Source organism: Bacillus sp. SRB_331 (genome assembly GCF_003264175.1).
In the GTDB taxonomy this organism is placed as follows: domain Bacteria; phylum Bacillota; class Bacilli; order Bacillales; family Bacillaceae_G; genus Bacillus_A; species Bacillus_A mycoides.
This window is the reverse complement of sequence record NZ_NADV01000031.1, coordinates 108,862-126,085: the sequence shown is the minus strand read 5'-3', so window position 1 is coordinate 126,085 and position 17,224 is coordinate 108,862. Positions and strand designations below refer to the sequence as shown.

The 17,224-nt window shown below is 33.1% G+C and carries 15 protein-coding genes and 3 pseudogenes; 13 read left to right on the top strand and 5 right to left on the bottom strand.

The window, feature by feature from the left end:
* Positions 1-405 precede the first annotated feature (405 nt).
* The 5 genes from B5P42_RS21955 (at position 406) to B5P42_RS21935 (ending at position 5,581) form a co-directional block, all read left to right on the top strand.
* Positions 406-1,095 carry a GDSL-type esterase/lipase family protein gene (locus tag B5P42_RS21955; protein WP_113735222.1) on the top strand — a complete coding sequence of 230 codons (690 nt, stop codon included), beginning with the start codon at positions 406-408 and terminating at the stop codon, positions 1,093-1,095.
* An 80-nt stretch (positions 1,096-1,175) separates the two neighbouring features.
* Positions 1,176-2,582, top strand: a complete 1,407-nt coding sequence (locus B5P42_RS21950) for an MBOAT family O-acyltransferase (protein WP_113735221.1) — start codon at positions 1,176-1,178, stop codon at positions 2,580-2,582.
* Positions 2,583-2,615: 33 nt separating this feature from the next.
* Positions 2,616-3,755 carry a DHHW family protein gene (locus tag B5P42_RS21945; RefSeq protein ID WP_113735220.1) on the top strand — a complete coding sequence of 380 codons (1,140 nt, stop codon included), beginning with the start codon at positions 2,616-2,618 and terminating at the stop codon, positions 3,753-3,755.
* A 160-nt stretch (positions 3,756-3,915) separates the two neighbouring features.
* A complete protein-coding gene (locus B5P42_RS21940) occupies positions 3,916-4,413 on the top strand; it encodes a DUF4358 domain-containing protein (RefSeq protein ID WP_060752009.1) in 498 nt (165 codons plus the stop codon).
* Positions 4,414-4,870: 457 nt separating this feature from the next.
* Positions 4,871-5,581: an alpha/beta hydrolase gene (locus tag B5P42_RS21935; RefSeq protein ID WP_088031543.1), complete on the top strand. Its 711-nt coding sequence runs from the start codon at positions 4,871-4,873 to the stop codon at positions 5,579-5,581.
* Between the two features lie 115 nt (positions 5,582-5,696).
* Here B5P42_RS21935 and B5P42_RS21930 read toward each other — a convergent pair.
* A pseudogene (locus B5P42_RS21930) lies at positions 5,697-6,061 on the bottom strand (YxeA family protein).
* Positions 6,062-6,635: 574 nt separating this feature from the next.
* On the opposite strand from B5P42_RS21930, the gene B5P42_RS21925 reads away from it, so the two are divergent.
* Positions 6,636-8,174, top strand: a complete 1,539-nt coding sequence (locus B5P42_RS21925; protein ID WP_113735219.1) for an alpha/beta hydrolase — start codon at positions 6,636-6,638, stop codon at positions 8,172-8,174.
* A 118-nt stretch (positions 8,175-8,292) separates the two neighbouring features.
* Here the strand turns inward: B5P42_RS21925 and B5P42_RS32875 are convergent, their stop codons facing one another.
* The gene (locus B5P42_RS32875; RefSeq protein ID WP_088031541.1) at positions 8,293-8,448 is read right to left on the bottom strand and encodes an acyl dehydratase; all 156 of its coding nucleotides are present in this window, start codon (positions 8,446-8,448) and stop codon (positions 8,293-8,295) included.
* Between the two features lie 111 nt (positions 8,449-8,559).
* On the opposite strand from B5P42_RS32875, the pseudogene B5P42_RS21915 reads away from it, so the two are divergent.
* The 7 genes and pseudogenes from B5P42_RS21915 (at position 8,560) to B5P42_RS33420 (ending at position 13,850) form a co-directional block, all read left to right on the top strand.
* Positions 8,560-8,845, top strand: a pseudogene (locus tag B5P42_RS21915) (general stress protein).
* Between the two features lie 68 nt (positions 8,846-8,913).
* Entirely contained in the window at positions 8,914-9,315 is a 402-nt protein-coding gene (locus B5P42_RS21910) for a hypothetical protein (RefSeq protein ID WP_060750332.1), read from the top strand.
* Between the two features lie 35 nt (positions 9,316-9,350).
* A complete protein-coding gene (locus B5P42_RS21905; protein WP_113735218.1) occupies positions 9,351-10,376 on the top strand; it encodes a ParM/StbA family protein in 1,026 nt (341 codons plus the stop codon).
* 294 nt (positions 10,377-10,670) lie between these two features.
* Complete coding sequence (locus B5P42_RS21900) at positions 10,671-11,621, top strand: magnesium transporter CorA family protein (protein ID WP_113735217.1); 951 nt, start codon at positions 10,671-10,673, stop codon at positions 11,619-11,621.
* 471 nt (positions 11,622-12,092) lie between these two features.
* Positions 12,093-12,525 (top strand): annotated as a pseudogene (locus tag B5P42_RS32870) (MarR family winged helix-turn-helix transcriptional regulator).
* 219 nt (positions 12,526-12,744) lie between these two features.
* Positions 12,745-13,623: a LysR family transcriptional regulator gene (locus B5P42_RS21890; protein WP_044441733.1), complete on the top strand. Its 879-nt coding sequence runs from the start codon at positions 12,745-12,747 to the stop codon at positions 13,621-13,623.
* A 35-nt stretch (positions 13,624-13,658) separates the two neighbouring features.
* The gene (locus tag B5P42_RS33420) at positions 13,659-13,850 is read left to right on the top strand and encodes a DDE-type integrase/transposase/recombinase (RefSeq protein ID WP_044441732.1); all 192 of its coding nucleotides are present in this window, start codon (positions 13,659-13,661) and stop codon (positions 13,848-13,850) included.
* 154 nt (positions 13,851-14,004) lie between these two features.
* Here B5P42_RS33420 and B5P42_RS21880 read toward each other — a convergent pair whose 3' ends face one another.
* Genes B5P42_RS21880 through B5P42_RS21870 form a run of 3 tightly spaced genes read right to left on the bottom strand, consistent with a single transcriptional unit; the run spans position 14,005 to position 17,088 of the window.
* Positions 14,005-15,840 carry an amidohydrolase gene (locus tag B5P42_RS21880; protein WP_044441730.1) on the bottom strand — a complete coding sequence of 612 codons (1,836 nt, stop codon included), beginning with the start codon at positions 15,838-15,840 and terminating at the stop codon, positions 14,005-14,007.
* 13 nt (positions 15,841-15,853) lie between these two features.
* Complete coding sequence (locus B5P42_RS21875; RefSeq protein ID WP_113735216.1) at positions 15,854-16,447, bottom strand: antibiotic biosynthesis monooxygenase; 594 nt, start codon at positions 16,445-16,447, stop codon at positions 15,854-15,856.
* Complete coding sequence (locus tag B5P42_RS21870; RefSeq protein ID WP_044441725.1) at positions 16,444-17,088, bottom strand: hydrolase; 645 nt, start codon at positions 17,086-17,088, stop codon at positions 16,444-16,446. The genes B5P42_RS21875 and B5P42_RS21870 overlap by 4 nt, the downstream gene beginning before the upstream one ends.
* Between the last annotated feature and the right edge of the window lie 136 nt (positions 17,089-17,224).

Sequence of the window (17,224 nt, the reverse complement as noted above, 5' to 3'; positions counted from 1 at the left end):
AGTTATTACTTTTAATGTGTTTAATGTTTAAAGCTAATATAAAAAGGAAGTGAACTATTGCTAGCTACAATAATTCGCTTCCTTTTTTGTTTAAACCAACACATATTCCCTATCTTGAAATCGACCGTTAACAAACCATTTCAGGGGTTATTAAACACATTTTCTTCAATCAAATTTCATATTCAATCTCAGAAATATAAGCATCAAATTATTCTTCTGTTAAGTTATTTAATAACTAATTTTCAAACTGTTGATTCTTTAAATTATATCTATATAATCTGCATCTCATCTTTACCCGTAACGCTTAATCTATATTTTGTAAACGAAAGGTTCGCATTGAAAACAAAAATAACATTGCTATATACACCATCGCTTACGAAATAATGACTTGAGAGGAAGATAGAAATGTTAAAGAAAGTATGTGTTTGTCTACTTACGGGGGCCGTTGCATTGTCCTCCGCAGCCTGTGTAAATAACGGGACTGAAAAACCATCAAATAAGGTTACTCAAAATGCTACGCATGAAAAAGCACCGAAAGATAGTGCGTATAAACCTATTTTTAAAAACAGTTTATTCTTTGGAGATTCTATTACTGAAGGAATGATTGATCAAGAATTAATCGAAGATAAAAATATTATTGCTGACAAGGGGAAAGTTACAGCAATGGCTATAGAGGAAGATGTTAACAAAGTAGTAGAAACAAAACCTGAACATATTTTTATGAGCTTTGGAACGAATGATTTACTGATGCCTATGGACCTCGAAGGAAAACCTATCGAAAATCCAGTTAAGTTTTCAATAGATAACTATTCCAAATTAATACAAAAAATAAAAGAGAAACTTCCAAATGTAAGCATACACCTTTTATCTGTTACACCAGTTACAGATAGCGTATTACAGGAATATCCGCAATATAAACATATTGATGAATATAACGTGAAACTTAAAGAATTAGCAAAAACTGAGAAAGTAGAGTACATTGATTTATCCCCGATCTTTGAAAAAAACAAAGATGTTCATGATTCAGATGGTGTGCATTTTAAAGCTGATTATTACAAGATGCTACTTGAACAATTGAAAGGTTCTGTTAAGTAGAATCTATATTTGAAATTTACAGTTCTTATGTAAGGACTGTAAATTTTTAAGAAAAAATAATTGTAGGAGGTGAAAGAACAATGGTGTTCAGTAGTTTAACTTTTCTTTTCATGTTCTTACCATTAGCTCTTATTATTTATTACGTATCACCTAAAGTTCTTCGAAATTTTATATTATTTATCGTCAGTCTCATTTTTTATGCATGGGGTGAGCCTGTTTATATAGTTATTATGATATTCTCTACTATATTTGACTATGTTAATGGCGTGCTTATAGATAAATATAGAGATAGAAAGGGGATTACAAAAGCGATATTTATTAATTCCATAATAATAAATTTAGGAATACTGGGATTCTTCAAATATTATGGTTTCGTAATAGAGAATATCAATACTCTTTTCAATTTAAATATTCAGGTCGAAACGCTTCCTCTTCCGGTGGGAATCTCATTCTATACTTTCCAAACGATGTCTTATGTGATTGATGTTTATTTAGGGAAAGTACAAGCGCAAAAAAATATTATTTCTTTTGGTACTTATGTTACGATGTTTCCTCAACTTGTTGCAGGACCTATTGTAAAATACAGTGATATTGACAAACAATTACAAGAAAGAAAAGTAACATTTGATCGTTTTGGTGAAGGAATGGAATTGTTTATTAGAGGCCTTGCGTTAAAAGTACTTTTAGCTAATAATATAGGACTTCTTTGGACAAGTGTAAAAACAACTTCTATATCAGAACTTACGATCCTTACAGCATGGATTGGGATTATTGCTTTTGCTTTCCAAATATATTTTGACTTTAGAGGATATTCAGCTATGGCTCAAGGGTTAGGCAAAATGTTTGGGTTTGATTTTCCAGAAAACTTTAATTATCCCTATATATCAAAAAGTGTAACTGAGTTTTGGCGTAGATGGCACATATCGTTAGGCTCATGGTTTAGAGAGTATGTATATATTCCTCTCGGCGGAAATCGGACTGGATTAATCAAGCAACTTAGAAATTTACTTATAGTTTGGTTCTTAACAGGATTGTGGCATGGAGCAAACTGGAATTTTATTGTTTGGGGATTGTATTTTGGATTATTTGTAACACTAGAAAAGCTATTTCTTTTAAAATGGCTTAAAAATAGAATGAGCTTTATCGGACATGTGTATACACTTATCATTGTTCTAATTGGATGGGTATTTTTTGAATTTGAAAACTTATCAGTAGCAATGAATTTCATAGGAACAATGTTTGGCTTTAATCAATCCGTTTTCTTGGATAATAAAACTCTATATTATTTAACAACTAATTTTATACTATTTATTGTCCTTGCATGTTGTTCAACACCATTCCCAAAAAGGGCAATTGTATATGTTAGAGAAAAGCTGAAGTTACTAGGTGCTATTGGCATTCCAGTTTTGTATGTCATACTAGCAGTTCTTTCAACGGCGTATTTAGTGAATGACACATATAATCCATTCTTATACTTTAGGTTTTAATGATATCGTATTTGTTTGAAAGGGGTGAGTTACTTGAATCAGTATGAAAAAATATACAAACACACATTGGCAGGGTTATTGACACTCTTTATAGGGGGAATGTTCAGTGTAAATTTACTAACTCCCAATAAAACATTTTCAGATGAAGAGAATAGAAAGCTAGAACAGTTTCCGGCGTTCTCTTTCCAAAATCTTATAGAAAAAAAGTTCACTTCTAGCTACGAAAAATATATTTCTGATCAGTTTGCATTCAGGGACTTTTGGATAAACGTGAAATCTGATATGGACTACACACTAGGAAAGAAAGAGAATAATGGTGTGTATATCGGTAAAGATGGCTTTTTACTTCAAAAGTTTAGTAAGCCTGAAGAACAAGATGTAAATAGCAAAATAGAAGCAATAAATGATTTTCATCTTGCAAATCCTAATGTGAAAATGCAAGTCATGTTAGTACCTACAGCAACTAGTATTTTAGAAAATAAACTCCCAAACTATGTTTCTCATAGTGATGAGCTTACGTATATTAATAAAGTAAAAAAATCTTTAGATAAGGATATAAACTTTATTGATGTATATCCTGTATTGAGCTCTAAAAAGGATGAATATATATATTATAAAACTGATCATCATTGGACTACTAAAGGTGCATATTATGCCTATCAAAAGCTAGGTGAAAATATGAATTTTACTCCTAATAAAGATGGTTCATTCAACATTAAACAAATTACAAATAGCTTTTATGGATCCCTATATTCAAAAGCAGGCTTTAAAAATATAGATCCTGATAGTATTGAATTATATGAACAAAAGAAAGCTACCAAATATAAAGTAGAGTATATAGATGAAAGCAAAATGTCAACATTGCTTTATGAAATGGAGAACATTAAGAAAAAAGATAAATATACTGTATTTTTCAATGGGAATCATCCATTAATAAAAATAAAAACTGATAATACGAATGGGAAAAAATTATTAGTTGTTAAAGATTCTTATGCAAATTCTTTATTGCCTTTTTTACTACCGCATTTTAGTGAAATCCATATAGTCGACCTTAGGTACTATACAGATAGTCTAAAAATGTTGGTACAGAAAAATAAAATCAATGATATGTTAGTGCTTTATGATGGAAATACTTTCTTTGAAGATGCATCCGTAAATGATTTATCTGAATAAATGAATTGATTATATTTAATGTATATCCTATCTATAACGAGCAGTATCCTCGTCTTTAAATTATTTATGTCAATGGCCGTATTCATTAAATATAAATCGTTACAATCCTGGTTCAAATTAAATGTTTGACCCAACTAAACGAAAAGGAGAATTTAAACTAATGATAAATTTGTTGAAACCTTTTAATATAAAATTCGTTATTACTATTATTGTTTGTACGATTACCTTAGGAGCTTTAAGTGGTTGTTTTGGAAAAAAAGAAAGTGTCAATAGCCTTTCAGCTACAGAAATAGGGGAGAAAATTAAACATGTTACTAACTTAGAAGAAATGAAAGAAGGAGATAGTAAAAAACTTCAAAAGCTATATAACATAAATGCTGATGAAGTCGAAAGTTTTGTGCTATATACTGCTCCTACAAATATTAAAGCTGATGAAATTGCTGCGATTAAAATAAAAGATATGAAAAATGTAGAAAGCATTAAAGAGAAAATTTCAAATAGAATTGAAAAAAAATCAAAAAGTTTTAAAGACTATCTTCCAGAAGAATATTTCTTAATAGAAAAACGTGTCTTAAAAACAAAAGATAATTATATCCTTTTAGCAATATCAAAGGATGCTGATAAAATTGAAAAAACGTTCGATGAAATTTTCAAGTAATATAGATCTGAAAAACAAGGGATTAAATAAAAATATTTTCATATCGTGATTTTTAATTACTAAATCAATAACTAAGCCAAAAGCCGATTTCCTATACGATAAGGAAATCGGCTTTTTCTTTATAAAATTTTATTTAGCTTATGAAGCTTACGTTTTAAAATAATATATTGAATTTATGTTAAAACGGCATTTCAGGGCTCGTATTATTTTTTCTAAACTTATCCCGCATTAACGGGCAGTAAGACCCCCACCTCAAAATTCAGCGGAAGCAAAGAAGTTAGGTGGGGGATCAACTGCCCGTAAAAGCCCGATTGGTTCAACTAATAATCAGTGGGGGATGAACAAAACCCCCACTGATTAAAGTTTCACTTTATTAGTTAAGATTATTCGACAAGTATAGTAATGATAATTTAAAGTATAGAATATAGAATATACACATCTTAGGGAGGGTATATATGTGAAGAAGTGGATGAAAATTGTTCTTTACTCTTTACTAGGTATTTTACTTATAGGAAGTATTACGTTTTTGACTTGGTCTCAGTTTACTTATAAACCAACGAAAGAGGCTTTGTCGTTAGTAGATGATAAAAAAGATGAAGGTAATATAGTATTTGGAGCGAAAGATGCTAAAGTAGGGGTTATTTTTTATCAAGGAGCTAAAGTAGAAGCTGAGGCTTATAGTTACTTAGGAGAAGCTCTTGCAAAAGATGGGCATTTTGTAGTGATGCCTAAGTTACCATTAAACTTAGCGATACTTGGAATCAATGCGGTAGACAGTGTAATTGAACAGTATCCTGAAGTTCAAAAATGGTATGTTGCGGGGCATTCAATGGGGGGAGCTATGATTTCTAAGTATGCCTTTCAACATGAAGACAAGGTAGACGGGATCATTTTCTTAGGTTCTTATCCTGCAGATGATTTCTCTACTAAATCGATTCCAATGTTATCAATTTATGGGGAAGTAGATGCTTTAGCAACTGTAGAAAAAATAGAGAACAATAAAAAGTTAATGTCAAAGAATACAACTATGCACATGATAAAAGGCGGAAACCATGCTCATTTTGGCATGTATGGTGAGCAAAAAGGTGATAATGCGAGCTTAATTACGTCAAAAGCACAACAAGATGAAACAGTGAAAGTAATTGAAGAATGGTTATTAAAACAATGATAGCGAATGTAATAAATTTACCGAAAGGATTCTCCCATCTCAAGCATGTGTAGGAAGATAGCCTAACGGTAGGTGGGAGAGATAACAAAGAGCCAACTCGTACGAATTGGCTCTTTTATTTATTTGCTATCTCCAATTGTCCCCTTATTTTCTCCGGAATGTCCTTTTCAGAAATAATGTCGTAGGAATAGACATACTTACCTTTCACATGAATTTTTAAGTAAGTTTTTCTTATAAAATCATTAGGAGTGTTCGTTCCTACTTTATATTCCTTCTCATTCCTTAATTCATCAACACCTTTAGCGAGTACATAGCTCTTCCTTTATGATGGTAATCTGGAACGCCATATTCCTCCGCAATAGCGTATACATTTTTTTCTTCAGCAATCGGATTAAATCTGTCTAAATCTCCGCGTAATATGAAAGGTAGTAAGTATATAGGGAGGCCTATTCCTAGTATGCAAATTACAAATTTCTTCATGACGTTTCTCCTCTTGTTCGTTTATATGATTTAGTATAGAAAAAAATTCTTATAAATATAGAGGGAAATTCCTTAAGGTTTTCTTAATAAAGTTTAACCGTGTGAAAAAAAGACTAACTTGAGCATTAAGCTTACGGAATGAATAGCCAAATAATCTGTTTTCTTTATTTTTTGATGGTAGGTTATTTGGTTTTATATTGGTATGAGTGAATTAAGAAATAAGTGGGATTTAGGAACTAGAATAAATTTATCTTACAGTAATAAGAGAATTATCTAAATAAATTATAGTGAGAACAATTAAAGAAAGCATCTAGTGGGGTGCTTTTTTCTTTTGGAATAGAGAATCCCATGGGGCAGTTACATGTAATTTAGTGCTGTGCTTCTAGGTCATTGGAAAATCCAACGATAAAAAAAGAGGGGGAAGGCATTTTTTATTGAAGTTTGTTAATGATAGCTTTTTAACTTGAGAGGGGGATCGTAAAATAGATTATTAATCTCTTTGATAATTTTTATTTTCCTTATAGTTGGCATACTGTATTAGAAATTTTTAATTTTGAAAGGAGAATCAATAATTATGGGTAAGAAAAGAAGAATAAGTAATAAGTTATTACTTGTCAGTGCAATTTGTACAATAACAATTCCCTCAGTCTCATATGCGGAGGAAGTAATTTTACCTGAAAATTTTACGAGTTCTTCAAGTTTGTATGAGGGACGGAATACGGAAGTATTGAAAACAAGCTTATATCCTGATACATATAATTATCTGTTTAACCACCAATTTATTTCGAAATTAAAGGAAGCAAACACAACTATAAAAAAAGTAGACAATAGTGATGATGAAAATCCTATTATATCTACTACTCTTTCATTTATTCGCCATATGAATAGTGAAGATTATAAATCTGCATTTGATTTAACCTCAAGGTCATTACAGAAAATAATATCCAAAGAATGGTTGAAGAGCTATTGGGAGGGACTGCCAGTTCAATTACAAGCAGGTTCTTTTATAGAAATTGGAGAGGTTACACAAAAAGAGACAAATCCTGTTCATACAAATGTGGAGATTCAATTAGTTTTTGAACAAATGACTGTACCTTTACTAATAAAACTAGATCCATCTGGAAAAATAGACGATTTTCAACTCAGCATGTCGTTTAGTCCTGTTGCAGAGCGTCCATCATATAGTAAGCCTGAATCATTTGTTGATAAAGAAGTGGTAGTTGGAAGTGGTGCATTTCCATTACCAGGAACATTGTCTGTTCCAAAAGGAAAGGGTCCTTTCCCAGCGGTTATTCTTGTTCAAGGATCTGGAGCAACTGATCAGGATGAAACAGCGTTTGCTTTAAAACCATTTCGCGATTTAGCTGAAGGTCTTGCATCGAAGGGAATTGCTGTCCTTCGCTATAATAAACGAACATATGAACATGGGTTGAAAACACAATTCAGTCCCTTTTATACAGTTGATAAAGAGACAACAGATGATGCTCTTCTTGTAACTCAATTTCTTAAAAATGAGCCTCTAATAGATAAGAATCAAATTTATATTCTGGGTCATAGTCAAGGTGGAATGATGCTTCCGAAAATGATTGAAAAAGACCAAAATCAAAATATTGCTGGGGCAATTGTAATGGGAGGGCCAGCTCGTACGATCCAAGACGTTGTTTTAGATCAATTTGAGTACCTTTTTTCTATTGGAGCAATGAACCTAGAGGAATATAAATTCTACAAATCGCAATTTGAATTATTAAATGATCCCAATTTCTCTAGTCAGAATCCCCCAAAAGATTTTTACTTAGGATCAGCAGTATTTTGGGATTCTATCCGGAAAATTAAAGCAGCAGAAATGTCAAAAGAACAAAAGACACCGCTTCTTATTATTCAAGGAGAAAGAGACTATCAAGTTCAATCAAAAATCGAAATTCCTCTTTGGAAAGAACAATTAAAAGAACGAGATAACGTTGATTATCGACTATATCCAAAGTTAAATCATTTCTTTACAGAGGGTGATGGGGAAATAAGTAAGCCGGATGAATATTATAGTCCTGCTAATATACCTGAGTATGTTATAAATGATATTGCTGCTTGGGTGCAAGGAAGATCGCAATTAAATTAGCAACCATATGTTTTAATAAAGACTTTCTTTCTGTAATCAAAATAGAAACATTTTTATTAGGTTATATGTTTTTTAAAAGCACTCTTTGAAAAGGAGTGTTTTTATATTTTCCTTTGATTTAATTAACGAAAAAAATATCTTGTACTCCTTTTGTAACTTTTTCTAAATAGAAATTTTCTATAAAATAAGGGGCTTGCCTTCCAAACAAATCGTTATTTGTAACACTTTTATTAAAGCAAAGTTCTCGTGACATCGCTTTGATATTCAAAAACATTAATAACCTATTGTATTAAGTTTTTTGAAAATTTAGGTTTAACATCTTTAAAATAGGTGTATTACATATTACATAACAACTAAATAAAAAATCTAAAGGAGGAAAGATACCATGCATAAGAATGAAAGAAAACCGGTGGTTCATGAATATCAAAATGAACAGGAAGTAGTTATGAAAGTAAAAGAGCTAGAATTGCAAGGGATTCGCCACAAGTATTATCAACTTTTTCTCCAAAAAAGGGGACGAACTCCGAAATCAAATGGAAGAAATGGGGTTGTCGAAGGAGGAAGCTAACTTATATGAAGAAAAACTAGATCAAGGGAGGATTTTACTCCTAGTAACAGTTGAAACACCAACGGCGAGTGATAGGCAGCCGCAAAACTATCATTCTCTCTAATAGATTGCAACATCTGATAAATCGGAAGTTAGTATTGAAGAAAATAAAAGTAGAGAAGGGTGAGAAAAATGAAACATACAATATTTAAATATGCTGTGATCGGGATTACGACTGGAGTCATGGTCTCCTTATTAAAAAAAGAAAATCGGAAAGCTATACAAACAAAAGGAAAAAGCGTAAAAGACAAACTACAAGAAGGAAACATAAAGGAAACATTAGAGAAGGTAACTGAGACAAGTAAACAATTCTCTGTAACTGCAGCTAATGTTGCAAAACAAACATTACCACAACTGCTTACAGCCACACCAGTTGTCATTTCTACCATTAAAGATTTAACAGAAAACGAAAATAACAAAAAGAAAAAAGATGAAAAGGATTACGAAATAAATCAAAATAGTAAGGACATAGACGGGGAGAAAACGAAAAATGAAAAGAAATATATGAAAGAAGGGAAAGAAGAGAGTGCTTAGATTTAATTCTAAAAAGAGAAAGTGAGGAAAAAAGTATGAAATCTCTGTATGCAATTGATGTAGGAATTGGCTTTACCAAGCGGGCATATCGACAGGATGTAGATTCTGAGGTGACGATTAAGAGTGAAGCTTCCACACTAGCCCCTGTACCTAATCATGCTGAAAGGGAAGATTTAACAAAGGTAAGTTTTATAGACTTAGACTTTGCATACTACATGGGAAATGAAGCACATCAATCTGACGCTTCATTTCTTCCTCCATTTGACGAAGAAATAGAAAATTATTATGAAAGCGAACGGTTTAAACAACAAATATTTGGTTGCATTGCAAAGGATTATAAAGAAAATGTCGTGTTACCTTTAGTTGTTACCGGGCTTCCCGTTACTTGTTTTGGTAGTCAGCATGAGCAATTACAAAATGTATTAAAAAAAGAAACTTCCGTGCAAATTGATGGGAAATTTATTAATATTACGGTGGAAAATGCTTTGATTCTTCAGCAACCGGTCGCTTTACATGCCTATTTCTTAAAAGAGGGAATCATTCAGGAACGAGATCGTATCTTAATTATTGATGGTGGATTTCGTACATTAGAAATGACAGATATGAAACAGAATGTCATTTTAAATCATTATGAGACAGAACTAGGATGTAGCAAGCCTTTGAAAAATATTAAGAATATCCTGCAGAATCATGCGGGGGAAAGTAATCACTTGCATATTAACGACATGCCAAAAATATTAGAAAAAGGATATGGAGGTCGAGAAGAAAATCCTCAGACAAGTCAGGTTGATACTTTGATTCAAAAAGAGTTGGATACACACTTCCAAGACGTTATGCGTGTATTACAAGAACAATTTAAGTTAGACCAGTATGACACTATTATTTGGACAGGAGGAATAGTAGATATCCACAAAAAACGAATTGAAAAAATGCAAGGTGAAATTTCTTCTTTCCGTATGGTAGACGCTTCGAAAGAGGCTGCACTTCATGGATACTATATGATTGGAAGTCAAGTATTTGACGACATCACCAATCAATCTGCATATGAATCCAAATTATAATAACGACCGAAATGGAGTTCGTTGAATAGACGGCCAAATTATGTAGCTTCTTTTCCACATATAAATAAGAAAAGATAAAAAGTGCTTGTATAGAGGAAATGTTTAAAATTGAGAATACAAATAACTAATATATAGGGGGTCTTCCTTCTAACAGAATAAGACCTCCTATGCCATTTAGTTTGTAATTTAGATGATCTAAAAACTTTTCCTCGAAGACATGAATACCTACATACAAATTTCATATTACGGATATTATTCGATCAAACATAAAACTATTCAGAAAGGAAGAATAATATGGAATGCATAAAAATGCCGAAATGGAATTGGTATCATGTGAAAACTAGTGAGCTTGAAAAACTTTCTTCTATAATCCCTCGTGATGTAATATCTTATTTCTCTCAATTTGTAAAGAAAATAAGTTCTCCTTGTGAAAATGGATTATATGTTTATACGTTATCACCAAGTCAAACTTGTGTATATGGTTCTTTTTTATATGATCAAGATAAAAAAGACGCCAAAATTCAAAAATTTCTTCATTATTTCGTAGCTCATGGAATACTGATAACGGTCCAGGAAAAAGAGGAAGAGGATTTTCAAAAATTAATACATAATTCCTCTTTTAGTGCAAAAAATTGTAATAGTTCCGCTGAAGGAGTATGTGCTATCTTATCAATGTTTATATCTCACTATTTGCGAAAGGTTGACTATTTTGAAAACAATTTTAGAAATGTATTATGGGATTTTTATCATCATAATAACATAGCAGTTTTAGAAAGAATTTATCATATTCGTCATGAATTATTTATGAACACACATGTGTTTCGCTTAATACAAGAAGTGTTACAAGGCCTGAAAGAAGCTTGGTTAGAAAACATAACAAACACCCTTTGTTATAAACAAACACACGTAAAATTAGAGCGTGGATTACAACTTGTTAAAGAGTACCAAGAAGAATTAGACACGATGATTCATTTACAAGAAGTTGTTTCTTCTCATCGTGGGAATGAAATTATGAAAGCCCTTACTGTATTAACTGCTGTAAGTACGCCTTTGACGGCCTTAGGAGCATTGTGGGGGATGAATTTTAAATATATGCCTGAACTAGAATGGAAATATAGCTATTTAATCGCTCTCTTATTTATTATTTTCACAACAGGTGGTATGTATTTGTATATGCGAGTCAAAGGATGGACAGGTGATTTATTACGAGTAAAGAAAAAGAAATCTTTTTTTAAATCTCATTAATCCTGTTTATAAAAAATATGATAGATATTAACCATAGGTATATGGTTAGTAATATTTATTAATTGAGGTAGTGCCATATCCCCATCAAGTTAAAGTTTTGATGTCCCCGCAATGATAAAAATGGTGAATATTTATATGAAAGATTAGAGCTCTCCTTCTTGTAGGAGGGCTCTAATCTTTTTTTAAAAACCATATTATATACAGGGGCAGACTCATCATCTGAAATTTGTCCGGATTCAATTTAGAATATGACAAAAGAGAACTTGCGTTAGAAAACAAGCTCTCTTTAAAAGAAATAACGTAATTGAGATACTTATATATTAACAATTGTTTTCTTCTAATTCCATATGTCTCATGTTGAGAAATAAATTATAAGTGGTGTAATAAAACTAAAAAGGATTATTGACATAATATTTAGACGATAATATAATGAATCTCGAATTCAAGATAACTTGTAAAGGATTGGTAATTGTGAGCGTGATTAACGATGAGAGCTTATCTTTAAAGTTATTTGTTATATTATCAAGGGCAGTACAGTCAATTACTAAGCGTATTGAAAAGGATATAAAAAATTATGGACTTAATCCAACTAATTTTGCATTGCTTGAGCTACTATACAGTAAAGGCAATCAGCCTATAAAAAAATTGGAGACAAAATATTACCTGCAAGTAGTAGTATCACGTATGTAGTGGATAGGTTGGAAAAGAAGAGGTGAAAACCATGTCCTAAAGACCGCCGTGTCACGTATGCGTCAATTATTTTAGAAGGTAGTGAATTAATGGATACTATTTTCCTTCAGCATAAAGAGGGGATTCGGCAAATATTTGGTAGTTTGGACTATATGGAGAAAAAATGATAATTGAACAGTTGAAAAAGTTAGGATATTACGCACAGGAATTGTGAGTTTTTGGAGATTATTTCTGTTTAGTAATATCCTAATTAAATATAAGTTAAATAAATAGGAGGAAAAATTAATAAATGGTAGTAAATTTATTGTAATACAAAATGAATAAATCATGTAATTGCAATTGATATAGTAGGAAAGATAGTTGTTATGTATAACGTATACATATCGTCCTTTTCATTATAAATCTTTCATAAAGCGGAGAGTGGGTATCAAGAATGGAATTACGTCATTTAGAGTATTTTATTCAAGTTTGTAATAATAATAGTTTTACTAAAGCTGCGGAAGTTCTAGGTATTTCACAGCCGACTTTAAGTCAACAAATACGTGTTTTAGAAGGTGAACTTGATACACCCTTGTTTCATCGAGTTGGAAGAGGGATCAAAATGACTGAAGCGGGTAAGCTGCTATTTGATAAAGGAAAATTTATCATGCAACAATTTGATGACGTTTATAATGAAATTTTTGAATTAAAGGGTGTAAAAAGAGGTGTGATTACTATAGGAGGTTTATTAGAGGATCTCACTTATTTAACACCTTATATTATGAAGTTTCAACAACATTATCCCAACATTGTAGTAAAAATTATAGAGTCCGAAGTTGCTGTAAATCAAATCGTTGACAAAAATATTGATTTAGGGATCACACGTAGTGCTCAAATTCCAGACACATTAACAAGCACCCTTTTGTATAGCGAAGAGCTCGTCCTTGTAATTCCAAAAAACCATCCTTTGAATGAAAAATCATTTGTTTCTTTTCGAGAATTAGCAGGGCTCAGTAGAATAATGGTTTCATGTAGTTGTCGTGAATCTATTAAGATATATTCTGAGAGTTTAGGGTTATCTTTATCTGAAGCAAACATAGAAACAAAATCTTCTATTTCTCTATTGAGCCTTGTATACAATGGACATGGGGTTGCCATAATACCTCTTTCACTGGTTGACTTTGTTAATAATGATAATTTGAGCATGGTTCGTATTACTGATCCGACACCAAGTCAGGATATTAATCTTATTCACTTTGATGATAAATTTTTAAGTTTTGCAGCACGTATCTTTATGCAGAAGTTAAATGAGCCTGAAAAAGTATCAGTATAATAGAAACAATAATGATTATAGTGTGAGAATTAAAAATGATACATAATTCTTGGGATAAGACCTATATTAAAGTCAAAGGGCAGTGGATTTATATGTGTGGTGTATCCGATTTAAATGGGAATACCATTGACTTTTACTTAAGGGAAAAAGGACAAACTTTGCAAGGAAAGAAGTCTGTCAAAAAACAAATCAAGTTAATCAATCAACTATTCGGTCTTATTGCATAGTAATAGATTTCGTTAGGGATATACTGCTATTTCGAATCTACATAGAGCCCATATTACCATTATGATCTTAATACCAATACTATTTGGATCCGTCTTCGGATCCAAACCCTTATTGTAGAAAGAAAACCACCGGCATTATACCGGTGGTTTTGACTTAGAAAGCAAAGCAAGTACAACCAATACCCCATTTAGTTCCATCTTTTCCTATTACAGTATGAGTGTGTTGATGGAGAGGGTTACTGCAACTATGTAACTTGTGATCATGGGCATCGTGAGAAAGTATAGTGTGGGCTAGGTTAGCACCACCATAACCATAAACTCCCGTCGGTGCCCAATCAGGTGATGCTGGCGGCAGTTCAGGTGATAAATTTTTAAATTCATCATTTCCATAAACAACCTGCCCACCCATAATGGTGAGTAATGATTCAAGGTCTTTGATTTCTTCTTCTGGCACAGTAAAGTAGTCGGCAGACAATACAGCAATATCAGCAAACTGACCTACTGCAAGGGTTCCCTTTTTACCTTCATCACCAGAGAACCATGCACTTCCTTTTGAATATAATTCCAGGGCTACTTTTCTATCAAGTTTATTTTTTTCATCGTATATCGAAAGACCACCAATGGTTTTTCCGGCAACCATCCAGTAAAGAGCAACCCAAGGATTATAGCTAGAAACCCTGGTTGCATCACTACCGGCACCAACAGGTATACCCAGGTCTAACATACGATAAATCGGAGGAGTACGCTTTGCAGCTTCCTTTCCGTATAAATCAACAAAGTATTCACCTTGAAAAGCCATGCGGTCTTGGATGGCAATACCGCCATTTAAAGCCTTAACACGTTCCATACTGCGATCTGAGATTGTTTCTGCATGGTCAAACCACCATCGTAGACCATTAAAAGGAATTTCTTTGTTGACTTCCTCAAATACATTTAAGAAACGTGTTATTGACTCGTCATAAGTTGCATGTAAACGAAATGGCCAACGGTTTTCTACCAATAGAGAAATTACTTTCTTTAAGTCAGCTTCCATCATCGTAGCTAGTTCGGGCCGTGGCATTTGAAATTTTTCAAAATCGGCTGCCGAGAATACTAACATTTCTCCGGCACCATTCATTTTATACTTATCATTTCCTTGACCTGGAGAAACAATTTTTGCCCATGAAGCAAAGTCTTCATATTCATGATTAGGATTTTGCGTAAATAGATTATAAGCAATACGCAAAGTTAATTGTTCCTTCTCGGCTAAATGTTCAACAACTTTGTAATCATCAGGATAATTTTGGAAACCGCCACCTGCGTCAATGGCACTTGTAATACCTAATCTATTTAATTCGCGCATAAAATGGCGAGTTGAATTAATCTGGTCGTCAAAATTAAGTATTGGAGCTTTACCCAAACTTGAATAAAGAATAGAAGCGTTAGGATTCGCAATTAAAAGGCCCGTTGGATTACCTTGTTTATCCCGCTCAATTAAACAGCCTGGAGGGTCTGGGGTATCTTTTGTGTATCCCAGTGCACGCAGCCCAGCACGATTTACAAGTGCTCTATCGTAAAGATGTAGCACAAAGACAGGTGTGTCTTCAGAAACAGCATTAATCTCTTCCAAAGTTGGCAGCCGTCTCTCTTTAAATTGAAATTCAGACCAGCCTCCAACTACTCTTACCCACTGAGGAGCAGGTGTACGCCTTGCCTGTTCTTTGAGCATTTCGAGAGCAATGGCAAGTGAAGGGACACCTTCCCATCGTAATTCCATATTATAATGAAGACCGCCACGAATAACGTGTATATGAGAGTCATTCAGGCCTGGAATAGCTCTCTTTCTTTTAAGGTCTATTTTTTTTGTTTTTTCTGTGGCACTATCAAGAAGCTCATCTCCACCTACTGCAGTTATTAAACCATCAGTTATGGCGATAGCAGATACCTCAGGTTGAGAGGGATCAAGGGTAGTAATTTTTCCGTTATATAAGATCATATCCGGTAAATTCATGTTCACACCTCGTCTACTTCCTATTATTTTGTAACCATGGATGAAATAATTTACCGAAAATCGGCATAACTACCCATGATAGCAAGGACACTATACATACAGAAACAAAAAAGGCTGACATAATAGGATCCATATGTTTTATTATAGGTCCTATCACTTTAGGAACTAACATGCTAAGAGGCCATACACCCAGAAGGGTAACAATAGACATTTTCCATTTTGGCGGTGGAACTGGCGTTTTCGGAGTAACAAACCAATAAGCCAAACTGCTTTCAGTTTTGTAAGTTGGATTAGTAGCTTGAAATTGTTCTGCCGTTTTTAACAAATCTCGACGAACATCTGATTCTTGCCAAGCACGTAGATGCTCATACGTATCAAAACGAAAAATAACAGTATACTCCCTGGATTCGTTATTGGGGACTATTAGATTTACGCCTAAATGCCCTGGGAATATAGTAGCAGCAGCTTCGATTTCATGTCTCCATGTTTCAAACTGTTTTTCGCTACCTTCTTGAATTTCCCATGTAACAATCGTTGTTACTGGATCGCCAGCATCCATCGTGTTCCCTGTATGAGTCTCTCCGACAGCTACTCCTTCTTGTTTCATATTTTCCTGCTTGGAAGGGCGCCATGCACCATAGTATATGCGTATTCTACGCCTTGACCATAAGCACCAGTGTGTTCTTTTACAATTTCCATTACAGCATCATAAGTGTCTTTGCGTGCCCAGTCGCGTTGGTATTCAAGTAAAACTTGAATCGCTGTCACTGGAATTGCACCAGCTTGTTCTACACGACGCATAGCAGCGTTATGCGCTGTCAAACTAGTACCACCTGAAGCATCATCAACTGCATAAACCTCATATCCAGCTTTAATTGCTTCAAGCACAGGGAATGCAAGGCAAACTTCAGTCCAAAGTGCTGCAAATATTAATTTCTTTCTACCTGTTGCTTTAACTGCCTCAACAAATTTTGGATCTTCCCAAGAGTTCATTGAACTACGTTCTATAATTTCATGGTTTGGGAATATGTCAAGAATTTGTGGCCAAAAATAACCAGAAAAGCTGCGTGTTTCAACTGTAGTAAGAATAGTAGGTACGTTAAAAGTTTTTGCTGATTTAGCAAGCAGCATAACGTTATTAATTAATGTTTGTCTATCAATACTTGCAACACCAAAAGTCATTTGAGGCTGAAAATCAATCAAGATTAAGGCGCTGTTCTCCGGGTTTAACAATTCTAAATTACTCATAATAAAACGCTCCTTTTTTATTATTTAAGATTAAATTTTGAAAGTAATGTATTTTCTGTCAATATAAGCTGTAATCGTAAAAATAAAAGCTTTACTATACTTTTTAATTTAAAAGAGAGTGCTGATTTAATCAGCA

Excerpts from the sequence above, each read along its gene's own strand:
- B5P42_RS21925 (WP_113735219.1), top strand. The coding sequence starts at position 6,636 with ATGGGTAAGAAAAGAAGAATAAGTAATAAGTTATTACTTGTCAGTGCA.
- B5P42_RS21880 (WP_044441730.1), bottom strand. The coding sequence starts at position 15,840 with ATGAATTTACCGGATATGATCTTATATAACGGAAAAATTACTACCCTT.
- B5P42_RS21890 (WP_044441733.1), top strand. The coding sequence starts at position 12,745 with ATGGAATTACGTCATTTAGAGTATTTTATTCAAGTTTGTAATAATAAT.
- B5P42_RS21875 (WP_113735216.1), bottom strand. The coding sequence starts at position 16,447 with ATGAAACAAGAAGGAGTAGCTGTCGGAGAGACTCATACAGGGAACACG.
- B5P42_RS21950 (WP_113735221.1), top strand. The coding sequence starts at position 1,176 with ATGGTGTTCAGTAGTTTAACTTTTCTTTTCATGTTCTTACCATTAGCT.
- B5P42_RS21940 (WP_060752009.1), top strand. The coding sequence starts at position 3,916 with ATGATAAATTTGTTGAAACCTTTTAATATAAAATTCGTTATTACTATT.
- B5P42_RS33420 (WP_044441732.1), top strand. The coding sequence starts at position 13,659 with ATGATACATAATTCTTGGGATAAGACCTATATTAAAGTCAAAGGGCAG.
- B5P42_RS21905 (WP_113735218.1), top strand. The coding sequence starts at position 9,351 with ATGAAATCTCTGTATGCAATTGATGTAGGAATTGGCTTTACCAAGCGG.
- B5P42_RS32875 (WP_088031541.1), bottom strand. The coding sequence starts at position 8,448 with ATGTTTTTGAATATCAAAGCGATGTCACGAGAACTTTGCTTTAATAAA.
- B5P42_RS21910 (WP_060750332.1), top strand. The coding sequence starts at position 8,914 with ATGAAACATACAATATTTAAATATGCTGTGATCGGGATTACGACTGGA.
- B5P42_RS21955 (WP_113735222.1), top strand. The coding sequence starts at position 406 with ATGTTAAAGAAAGTATGTGTTTGTCTACTTACGGGGGCCGTTGCATTG.
- B5P42_RS21870 (WP_044441725.1), bottom strand. The coding sequence starts at position 17,088 with ATGAGTAATTTAGAATTGTTAAACCCGGAGAACAGCGCCTTAATCTTG.
- B5P42_RS21900 (WP_113735217.1), top strand. The coding sequence starts at position 10,671 with ATGGAATGCATAAAAATGCCGAAATGGAATTGGTATCATGTGAAAACT.